This window comes from Microcystis sp. (assembly GCF_048564745.1).
Taxonomy (GTDB): Bacteria; Cyanobacteriota; Cyanobacteriia; order Cyanobacteriales; family Microcystaceae; genus Microcystis; species Microcystis ichthyoblabe_A.
This window is the reverse complement of sequence record NZ_JBLZRT010000022.1, coordinates 60,266-70,014: the sequence shown is the minus strand read 5'-3', so window position 1 is coordinate 70,014 and position 9,749 is coordinate 60,266. Positions and strand designations below refer to the sequence as shown.

Below are 9,749 nucleotides of genomic sequence, written 5' to 3'. Positions count from 1 at the left end.
TGACTTCGTTTCTCAGGAATTGAGAGCGGCGGAAGACCCGGAATTTGAAACCTTCTACACTAAAAATATTCTGCTTAACGAAGGTCTGAGAGCTTGGATGGCTCCCCAAGACCAACCCCACGAAAACTTTATCTTCCCTGAAGAAGTATTACCTCGGGGTAACGCTCTCTAAGGATGGCAAGAAAATTTACCGAATAGGGGGAAGGGTGAAGTTAAATCACCCTTCTTTTTTGTTGATTAAGGCACTTCAAGCACTACTACTCATTTTCTGGATACCCCTGTAAGATAAACTAGAGAATTTCTTGGAGATAAAAACAATGTTTCGCCAAATTTTATTATCTAGTCTCGGTTTGTTGCTAATTTATCCCCTGGGGAGCGAGCCAGCAGCGGCCAGAACCACGAGAGTTAATTGTGAAAGTCAAAGCGGTCGCACTACTCGCTGTCCTGTGAACGCTAGATGGGCCCAAGTCAGATTAATCCGCACTCGCTCCGCTGCTCCCTGTGAGGGTAATTGGGATTTCGAAAACGGCAATATTGTGGTGAGAAATGGTTGTCGGGGCGAGTTTGAGGTACGCACCGACAACCATCACGGTAATTCTGGTGGCGGTTGGGAAGATAATCTTTACAAAGAATTTCGCCTCCCCAATATCGGTCGTTTTGTCGTCGATCGCCGCAGTTATTATGATAGTGGCAGAATTAGAGAATTTGATGCGATTGTTAATGGCAGTCGCGAACGTTGGTGGGCCAATTGTCGTGGTGGCGAACTCGGCAGCGGTAGTCGTCGCATCCGCTCATCCCGGGAAATCGATCGAGTAGTGGACTTTGTTTGTGAGGATCGGGGTTAAATATAGAAACCAAAAACCTATCTAAAACCTTTTGAAGTTACTCATTTATATAGCTAGATAGCTAAAATGAGTAACTTTTACTGAAGATAGATTTTAAGAACGTTATCAGGTAAGCTAAGACCCACTTTAACCGCCTATTTTTAGATTACCTGAATCTCTCCCAATCTCTTGACTTGCCTCGAACAGTGGCTTGAGAAAACTAAAATCCTTAAGATAACTGCTGTAAGAAACCCGTTTTCTTGATCTGCTGCTAGAATTCAAGTAGATTGGAGGAAAATATATGGAGCCGGCAAACACCTTAGATGCTCTAATGCTCAAAACTATCATCAAGGAAAGCGTCCGCGAAGTTATGCGGGAAGAATGGTTTAAATTCTTCGAGATGCTGATTCCCTATGTTGATGATATAGAACAAGCTGACATAGAAGCAACCTTTAATCCTGTTGATTACAAAGACGACGGCTTCGTTGATATTACAGGCTGGTTTAATCGTGAAGATCAGGATCAGTAGATCAGCCAATAAATTTTTGGAGAAACTAGATGCCAATAGCCGAAAATCTGTTTTGACTAAAATTGGTATTCTCAAAACCTGCCTTGAAACTCAAAACGTTTATCCCCCTGAAGAACTTGATATCAAAAAACTTAAAGGTGAGTTGAAAGGATTCTCCAGAATTCGTGTTGGCAAAATGCGAGTTATTTTTGAAATCGGCAAGGAGACAGACGAAATCTTTATTTATGAGATTAACTTTAGAGGCAATATTTACGATTAATTAAGCGATTGGCAACGTTCGGATTTACCAATTATTTTCGATACTTCTTTCCGTAGCTATCTAACTTTCATGAGTTAATTTAGCAAATACTGCTTCTTCTTTGTTAGCAAAGTCTCCAGCTTCGACTGGGGCCACTGCTTTCTTAATTTTCTCGCCAGCAGCCAGAATAATCACCCGATCTTGACGATTACTAGACTTCTGACATAATTAACTTTTGAGAGTTCAAAAATGGGAAAATAGGGATGAAGTTGCCTAAAATATCTTTATACTTAGTTCTCCTGACTACTGACTACTGACTACTGACTACTGGCTCCTCTCTCTGAGGATTACCGGTCACTGATTACTGATTACTGATTAGAGAATACCCGCATTAGAAAGACCGAGAACCAGTCCCGCACCGAGAATATGGCCAAAACTCATGGTAGCCAATAATTCCGGCAGACCGAAGCTTTTTTTCGAGGCTAACTGCGGCAAGGGTAAAGCTGGACCTGCTCCGGTATTTTGGATGGCAAAATAACCGATAACGAAGGCTACTAGGTTAGCTAAGGTCATGGTAATGCCGACGGATAAATTCCAGGGAATGGTTTGAGCAGTGGCTAAAAGTAAGGCGGAAGGGATCATTTGCGCTCCAGTCTTGATAAGATTTTGTTAATCACAGGGAATTATAAAAAGCTCTTGACCCGAAACTGCTTTTTGTTTGAATACTTAACAGTTTTTGTAACGTTTTGCGAATAAGATTAAATGCGAATTAAAATTTGCGGCATTACCCAACCAGACCAGGGGCGAGCGATCGCCAATTTAGGAGCTACGGCCTTAGGTTTTATCCTCGTACCGAGTTCGCCTCGTTACGTCAACATCGAGCAAATTAATGCTATTACCGCCGCAATACCCGACAAAATTGATTTTATCGGGGTTTTTGCCGACGAGCAACCGGAAATTATTCAGCAAATAATTGTTAAAACCCCCTTGACAAGTGTGCAGTTACATGGTAGGGAATCTCCCGAATATTGCCAAAGGCTGCGGCAATTATTACCCGACCGGGAAATTATCAAGGCTTTGCGGATCAAAGACAGAGAAAGTTGGGAAAAGTCGGCAATTTACTTTAATAGCGTCGATACTTTACTTTTAGATGCCTACCATCCCCAATTGCTTGGCGGTACGGGACATACCTTAGACTGGCAAGCCTTAGCCAGTTTTTCGCCCCCCTTGCCCTGGTTTCTCGCCGGAGGACTCAACCCCGATAATATTGGTGAAGCTTTAACTCGGCTGCACCCCGATGGCATTGATGTGTCTAGCGGCGTTGAGCGAGCGCCTGGTGATAAAGACCTAAAAAAAGTCGCCCTCTTGTTAGAGCGACTGCAAAAATTCAGTGATCAGTGATCAGTTAGAAGGTTTTGGGTGTTGGGGTTTTAGCTGAATTCCCCCATTTCCCTGACTAGAAGAAATTGGGTTTATGACGGATCAGGTTAAGATACTCCTCGCGGGTTTTCTGCTCGTCTTGGAAGACTCCTAACATGGCGCTGGTGACAGTCCAGGAGCCTGGTTTCTGCACCCCGCGCATCACCATGCACATATGGGTTGCTTCCATGACGACTGCAACCCCTTGGGGGTCGAGAATTTCTTGAATCGCTTCGGCAATCTGACGGGTGAGGCGCTCTTGCACCTGTAAACGACGGGAATACATTTCCACAATGCGGGCCAATTTACTTAATCCGACCACCTTTTGGTTAGGAATATAGGCAACGTGGGCCCGACCCATGAAGGGTAACATATGATGTTCACAGAGACTAAAAAAGTCAATATCGCGCACTAATACCATCTCATTATGACCTTCATCGAAGATCGCACCATTAACGAGGGTTTCCAGGGATTGTTGATAGCCTTGGGTGAGAAACTGCATCGCTTCGGCCACCCGTTTGGGGGTTTTTAATAAACCTTCTCTTTCGGGATCTTCTCCCACCGAGATCAGGATATTTCTGACCGCATCCATCATCTGTTCTTTGTTTTCGTCGGAAGTCGGATGAATTTGAGCGGTTTTGCCATTGTGGGTGTTGCGATCGGGGCGAGTGGTCACGCGTGCTTGGATAGCGTCGGTTAGATTACCGTTTAAACCGTTAGAAGAAGCTATGGTCATAATGAGAATGCCTGTAGGCGAATTGATTGATAAATAGAAGTATTTTGGGTTATAATGCCCCCGCACTGGGCATAATGGTCATCGTTTCCACTACGGCCTGTTTGGGCAGTAACACCGCTTGCAGAATGGCCTGAGCGATGATATCTGGGGTTAACATGGCCGAGCGATCGAAATCTGCTTTGACGCTATCGCTGTCCCAGATGGGAGTATTGACAGCCCCGGGGGTGATAATCGTGACACGAATGGCGTTGGCCCGCTCCTCGATCGCTAAAATGCGAGAAAATGCCACTAATCCAGCTTTGCTGACACTATAGGCCCCCCAATCAGGAAAAAAATTATCGGCGGCGATCGAGGAAACGTTAATGATCGTGCCTCCTCCCTGTTGACGCATAGCAGGTAAAATCCCCTGCACACACTGGTAAACACTGGTTAAATTCAGGTCGATCACCCGCTGCCAGTCTGACAAAGGTGTGTCAGCTAAGGGATTTGTGTAACCCATGCCAGCATTATTGATCAGGATATCGATCGGTCCGGATTCTTGGGCGATTTTAGCGATATTAGGAGCTACTTCCGGGATATCTGCCAAATCTAAGGGGTAAGCTTGGGCTGATACGCCTAAATCTGCCGCCATTGCCGCCACGGTTGCCAATTTTTGCTGATCGCGACCGATTAAAACCAGATTAATTCCCGCCTTGGCGAAAGCGAGGGCGGTTTCTTTGCCGATGCCGCTACTGGCTCCGGTGATCAGCGCTCGCTGTTGACGAATAACAGAGTTCATGGTATAGTTTGAAATCTCTTAATTCTTGGTAGTTAGGGCAAAATTTTGGCGGTTAGGGGGACCCTAGAAAGTTTTAAGGGAGTTGGGTTAGATCGGAGCAATTTTTCTCGCACCAAAATTGCTGCGGCCCACCCAGGCGGGGGGAAGCATTGACTATCGGGTAGGTTCAAGATTAAGAATCGTTACAAAATTTTACCTAGCCAATTATAGCACTGTTAAGTCAGGGATCACTAATCTTTGTGTATATTCAGATAGATATCTAACCAGGGAGAGAAAAAAGCGGCCTGGTGGGCGAGAATTCTTGCGGCTGTCTTGGTCGAAAACTCTCTTCCCCTGCGCTCACAACTACTCACCGGAGGAGATGGCAGCGGTGGGTTGAGTGCGATTGACAATCACCACTTGATCGCCGACAACGGGACTTCTAGCGAGGAGAATTCCTTCATTATCCTTCATTTCCAAGCGGCGAAAATCGAGACTTTGGCAACGTTGAAAAACCGAATTAGCCAATTTATCCTGTTGTGATGCCTCGAGACTATACCAATTATCGCCCAAAATAACTACTAGACGACTAGCCAAAAAGTCCGCTTCTATAGTAGAAATAATCCCGGTGGGATAACGAGTAGTTAAATCGGTAATTTCCTCTTGAATAGCTGCGACTAAACTTTGTTCGGGAGTTAATCGTGGTTTTGCTTTAGTAATCGGGACGGGAATCGGTGCCTCTGGTGCGGTTAATTCTGGGGGGGTTTCGATAATTTCCCCGGCTGCCGGTGGGGGACTAGAGACAACTTCGGGCATATTTTCGGCAATTTCTGCCGGATTTTTCGGTAAACTGATCACGGCTACTAAGAGGATAGTGACTAAACTTCCTGTTAACAAGCCGGTGATTAACCAATCGGGAATTTTTTCGCTAATTCCTGCCGGTAAAAGTCGGCGAATTTTGTTCAAAATCGCTGTCCACCACCCTTCCACCTGCTCGAAATCCGGTAAAATATCGTCGATTCCCTCGACTGCTTCGATGGGAGAATCTGGGGTTAAACTTTGCTCAACTCCTGCAAATTCGTCTGGTTTTAAAGCAGCGGCTAACTGTTGCGTTGAGTTAAGAAGATTATCAACGGCAACTTTTGGGGGTAACACTGTCCCCGTTCCCGTGTTAAGTTGGGAAACGATCAAATTTAACTGCTCGATCGCCTCTTGTAGTCGGATCACCGTTTCTGCTTGGCTGAAATTCTCTCGCTCGTTTGGTTGAGTCATAATCTTTCTTAACCCGCTGCCATTCTTTTTCAAAATATCATTGTATGCGCCGTTTTCTCGGTTTTTTAACCAGTATTTTCCTTGTCTTCCTAACTGCTTGTGGTAGTGTCACTCCCCCGCAAGAATTTGCCCCCCCTGGAGAAATCGTCACTAAAGCCCTTTTATTACAATTTCGTCACACATCCGATCGTCTTAGTCAATCTTTACAGATCGAGGAGCCGCAGGTAAAAATTGCTAAAATTAATGTCACCAGTCTGGAACCGATTTATGTGGGCAATTTGCCCGCTTATCACTTGCAGGGGGATTACGATCTAACTCTGCGATTGCCCCATCAAAAAGATACCAAACAACACAACAATTTTGATCTTTATTTACAAAGACAGATCGAGGGGAAAACTTGGCGTTTACTCGAAGAAGTTGCCTCCCAATGGCGCAGCTATTTAGTGAGATAACCGGAAAAAGCCCGGGGATTTTGCTAAGTAGCTGGTTATAATCAAATTGAAGATAGATTTTGGGTTCGATCCCCCCTGCCCCCCTTGATAAGGGGGGTGCCGATAGGCGGGGGGATCTACCCTTGATAAGGGGGGTGCCGATAGGCGGGGGGATCTACCTTAGCAATGACAATCCTCAAAGGGAAAATTTAGCGATCATGATTACCTGTCCTCGTTGTCAGCACAAGGTCGATAGTCAAGCCTTACAATGTCCCTACTGTGCTAATATTTTAAAGGCTTATGGTCATCCCGGCATGACCCTACATCAAGCTGTCACTGGCGAGTTTTTGTGTGAGACTTGTCTGTATCATGGCGATGATAGCTGTAATTTTCCCCAACGTCCCTACGCTACCAGCTGCACTTTATACAAAAATAGCCAAATAATAGCCGAAAAAATTCCTCCTCTCCCTCTTCCTAGGGTTTTTAAAAATTGGTGTCTCAGAAATAAGGGATTATTGCTATTATTAACCATGATTTTGGGCAGTATTACTTTGGCTTTTATAAACTCACGTCGTTAATTTTTTTGCTGGCGATCGAGCCTTGATATGAATCTAGATCGAACCAGAAAGTTGTGCCAATTCCCACTTCACTAATCAAATGAATTTGACTATAGTGTTTTTCGATAATATTTTTGACGATCGATAATCCTAATCCCGTCCCTTCTAGGGTATGAACGCGATTTTCTACCCGATAGAAGCGATCAAATATAGCAATTTGATCCTCGGCATCGATGCCAATACCAGTATCGGATACTTCCACGCGAATTTTGAGAGTTTCTTGGGGATTATCTTTGCTGATTTCATAGGCACGAATCACCACTTTACCGCCAGCAGGAGTAAATTTTAGGGAGTTACCGACTAGATTAGTTAATACCTGTAAGAGTAGATCATAATGACCTAAAATTGGCAGTAAATTGGCTTCAATGTCCGAGCTTAATTCTAGTCCTTTATCCCTAGCATTGAGTTGATAAGTCCTCAGGGTTTGTTCGATTAATTGTCCGATATCGAGCGCATCTAAGTTATAGTTACGCGAGGATTCTAACCGAGAAAGATCGAGAACATCATTAACCAAACGAGTTAAGCGATCGGTTTCATGATTAGCGGTTTCTAAAAACTCTCTTTTTTCTGTATCGCTGAGATCCTCACCAAATTCTGTCAGGGTTTCAATAAAAGATTTGATGTTAAATAAAGGGGTTCTTAACTCATGGGAAACATTGCTGATAAATTGACTTTTTGCCTCATTTAATTCTGTTTCTCTGGTAATATCCTGTAGCGTCACAGCAATTCCCCGGACATTCTCCCGATACTGATCGAATACCTGAGTTAACAAAATGCGAATTGTGCAGGGTTTCGGGTGAGTTAAAGACAATCTAAATTCCGCTGGTGCATAGTTATTATTTTCCCCATCAATAACAGCATTTTTATGATTTTGATTAGCGGCTTCTTCAGGCTGGAGGGTTTCTCCCGCGGCAATTTGATAGAGGGGTTTAGTTAGTTTAACCGTTAATTCCGAGGGAAAAAGATGTAGAACATTTTTACCGATAATTTCCCGATCTTCCCAGCCAAATATTTCCCGAGCTGCGGGATTAATCAATAATAATTGAAAGTTAGTATCTAAAAGAATCGCCCCATCAGCAATAGTGGACATTAACGTATCTAGTTTGGCTTTTTCGGCGGTCATTTCTTCGATATTTTGTTCTTCGTATCGTTCTAACTTTTCCGCCATTTCATTAAAACTGATAATTAATTCCCCTAACTCTCCTCCTAGTGGTAAATCAACGCGCTGCTTAAAATTTCCCGCTGCAATATTTTTGACCCCGACTAATAACTCCTTGATCGGTTTGGTGATAGTTAAAGCATTAAAAACTGCCCCGAGAATCACCATAGCCCAAATCGAGACAAAAACGGCAATAGTCACATCACGGGTTAGATTAGAAGAAGCCACCACAATAGCGTTAGGATTGATTCCGATCGCTAATACTCCCAAATATTTGCCTTCATGATTCAAGGGAACAAAGACATCGGTTACTTCACCGTCGGGGGTTTTATGCTGACGGATGAGGGGAGTTTCCCCATTTTCGCCATAATTTTCCGGTAATTGAATGCGACGCTCGATCGTCAGGGAATTTTTAACTTCGGCGGTAGAATAGGGAATACCGAAAAATATTTCACCCTCCTCGTTAGCGTAGATCAAATAACGCACACTGGAGGTACTACTATAAAAACGGGCTGAAAAACGGGCTAAATCGGTTAAATTGTCCTCAGCAATGAGGGGGGAGACATTAGCGGCTAATAACAGCCCTAAATCCCTGCCAAAACGGGTATCATTGAGACGCACATCCTGCTGGATCGTGTTAACCGCCCAAAAGGTTAAACCACTCATCAACAAAGAAACGGCTAAAGTAGCCGCAGCCATTAATTTAGTTTGGAGAGTGAATTCGGACCACCAACGGGCGATCGCTTTTCGGAGAATGGGCAGAAAATTAAACACGGTTAGGCAGCATTAATCGGTGTTCTTAAGGAGTCTATCGCTCAAATCGCGGGTTAACATGATTATCTTAACTCATTATTAAGCTGGTAGCCGTTAAACCAGCACTAATCAAAGCCTAAGTCTCCGAGAAAGTTAAGAAATGCCCAAAAGCGCCAATAGTTCTAATTTTAGCCACCCCCGGTACTTCTGTGGTGTAAATACTGAACACACCTAAATTTTGCCGTTGACTAGAGGTTTCGATCGCTGGTTTTAAGATTTGATTTTTGATCACATTTCTGGCTGCCACCGGTAAAGAATCGATCGAGTCACAGAGACTGATTTTCTCGCAAGCGATTTTGTCGGCATGAGCGAGGAGTTTTTCGGCGGCGTATTCGCTGTAAAGTTCTTGTGGGGGATTGGTAAATCCCATAATCCCCGCTATTACCCCCAGGGCGATCGCTCCCTTGAAGAAATTACCCCCCATAGCTACTTAGCTCCTTGATTTTGTCTTCTCCACTCTATTTTGACAAGACATTTTCGATCTGACTAGGGGGCAGTGTTAATTTCTTAAACCAATACCGGGTGCATAGCACTCTAGTACATTTCCTGTGACACTGCAACTAACTAACAGATAATCACAGTGAGAACAGGCGGTGCTAACGAGATGGTGTTCTAAAATATGCTGTCTTTCGGCAAAATTTCCACAATTAGGACAGCGTACTTGTTGCAGGGTGATCATAGCAAACCTCATTAATTAGTTATCTTCTGTATGTAAAGCTAGTTTTTCTTGATCCCAATCGGTTTAAGCCTATTTTTTCCTTGATCCCCATTATGAACTCGATCATCTGATCTGGCTAGTAATTTTTACTAAACTTTGCAATTTTTCTTGAAAAATTTAATAATTTCTTCCTAGGGTTTTTTACCTTGATCAGATAAGTGTCGGTAATTTTGGCAAAGAGAAAACCAGAAAGTGAACTCTTAAACTGCCGATCCCTTACTGCTATAATTACGGCT

The 9,749-nt window shown here is 43.8% G+C and carries 14 protein-coding genes; 7 read left to right on the top strand and 7 right to left on the bottom strand.

Annotation, left to right across the window (positions count from 1 at the left end; translation table 11 throughout):
- From ACOCD9_RS03630 to ACOCD9_RS03615, 4 genes are all read left to right on the top strand, one after another.
- A partial coding sequence (locus ACOCD9_RS03630) for a photosystem II protein D2 (RefSeq protein ID WP_271931852.1) occupies window positions 1–172 on the top strand: 172 nt, incomplete at its 5' end.
- Between the two features lie 145 nt (window positions 173–317).
- On the top strand, window positions 318–845 hold the full coding sequence (locus ACOCD9_RS03625) for a DUF3011 domain-containing protein (protein WP_287700166.1): 528 nt from the start codon (window positions 318–320) through the stop codon (window positions 843–845).
- A gap of 280 nt (window positions 846–1,125) precedes the next feature.
- Window positions 1,126–1,353, top strand: coding sequence for a hypothetical protein (locus ACOCD9_RS03620; RefSeq protein WP_002756856.1), 228 nt, complete (start codon window positions 1,126–1,128; stop codon window positions 1,351–1,353).
- A complete protein-coding gene (locus ACOCD9_RS03615) occupies window positions 1,310–1,612 on the top strand; it encodes a type II toxin-antitoxin system RelE family toxin (protein ID WP_002784443.1) in 303 nt (100 codons plus the stop codon). Before ACOCD9_RS03620 ends, ACOCD9_RS03615 begins: the two co-directional genes overlap by 44 nt.
- A gap of 354 nt (window positions 1,613–1,966) precedes the next feature.
- Here ACOCD9_RS03615 and psaK read toward each other — a convergent pair whose 3' ends face one another.
- On the bottom strand, window positions 1,967–2,233 hold the full coding sequence (gene psaK, locus ACOCD9_RS03610; RefSeq protein ID WP_002756861.1) for a photosystem I reaction center subunit PsaK: 267 nt from the start codon (window positions 2,231–2,233) through the stop codon (window positions 1,967–1,969).
- A gap of 120 nt (window positions 2,234–2,353) precedes the next feature.
- On the opposite strand from psaK, the gene ACOCD9_RS03605 reads away from it, so the two are divergent.
- A complete protein-coding gene (locus tag ACOCD9_RS03605; protein WP_419546389.1) occupies window positions 2,354–2,992 on the top strand; it encodes a phosphoribosylanthranilate isomerase in 639 nt (212 codons plus the stop codon).
- 55 nt (window positions 2,993–3,047) lie between these two features.
- Here ACOCD9_RS03605 and folE read toward each other — a convergent pair whose 3' ends face one another.
- The 3 genes from folE to ACOCD9_RS03590 form a co-directional block, all read right to left on the bottom strand.
- Window positions 3,048–3,746: a GTP cyclohydrolase I FolE gene (folE, locus tag ACOCD9_RS03600; RefSeq protein WP_002738197.1), complete on the bottom strand. Its 699-nt coding sequence runs from the start codon at window positions 3,744–3,746 to the stop codon at window positions 3,048–3,050.
- A 49-nt stretch (window positions 3,747–3,795) separates the two neighbouring features.
- Complete coding sequence (locus tag ACOCD9_RS03595; RefSeq protein ID WP_287700162.1) at window positions 3,796–4,524, bottom strand: SDR family oxidoreductase; 729 nt, start codon at window positions 4,522–4,524, stop codon at window positions 3,796–3,798.
- Between the two features lie 345 nt (window positions 4,525–4,869).
- Entirely contained in the window at window positions 4,870–5,775 is a 906-nt protein-coding gene (locus ACOCD9_RS03590) for a hypothetical protein (RefSeq protein WP_419546387.1), read from the bottom strand.
- A 44-nt stretch (window positions 5,776–5,819) separates the two neighbouring features.
- Here ACOCD9_RS03590 and ACOCD9_RS03585 point away from each other — a divergent pair, with 44 nt between their 5' ends.
- Entirely contained in the window at window positions 5,820–6,227 is a 408-nt protein-coding gene (locus tag ACOCD9_RS03585; protein ID WP_419546386.1) for a hypothetical protein, read from the top strand.
- Window positions 6,228–6,424: 197 nt separating this feature from the next.
- Window positions 6,425–6,784 carry a hypothetical protein gene (locus ACOCD9_RS03580; protein ID WP_002742007.1) on the top strand — a complete coding sequence of 120 codons (360 nt, stop codon included), beginning with the start codon at window positions 6,425–6,427 and terminating at the stop codon, window positions 6,782–6,784.
- Here ACOCD9_RS03580 and nblS read toward each other — a convergent pair.
- From nblS to ACOCD9_RS03565, 3 genes are all read right to left on the bottom strand, one after another.
- Window positions 6,765–8,756, bottom strand: coding sequence for a two-component system sensor histidine kinase NblS (nblS, locus tag ACOCD9_RS03575; RefSeq protein WP_287700160.1), 1,992 nt, complete (start codon window positions 8,754–8,756; stop codon window positions 6,765–6,767). The genes ACOCD9_RS03580 and nblS overlap by 20 nt on opposite strands.
- A 115-nt stretch (window positions 8,757–8,871) precedes the next feature.
- Window positions 8,872–9,219 (bottom strand): DUF4359 domain-containing protein, encoded by a 348-nt coding sequence (locus ACOCD9_RS03570; RefSeq protein WP_002737573.1) that lies wholly within the window; start codon window positions 9,217–9,219, stop codon window positions 8,872–8,874.
- A 75-nt stretch (window positions 9,220–9,294) separates the two neighbouring features.
- Window positions 9,295–9,474 carry a replication restart DNA helicase PriA gene (locus ACOCD9_RS03565; RefSeq protein WP_287700159.1) on the bottom strand — a complete coding sequence of 60 codons (180 nt, stop codon included), beginning with the start codon at window positions 9,472–9,474 and terminating at the stop codon, window positions 9,295–9,297.
- Window positions 9,475–9,749 lie beyond the last annotated feature (275 nt).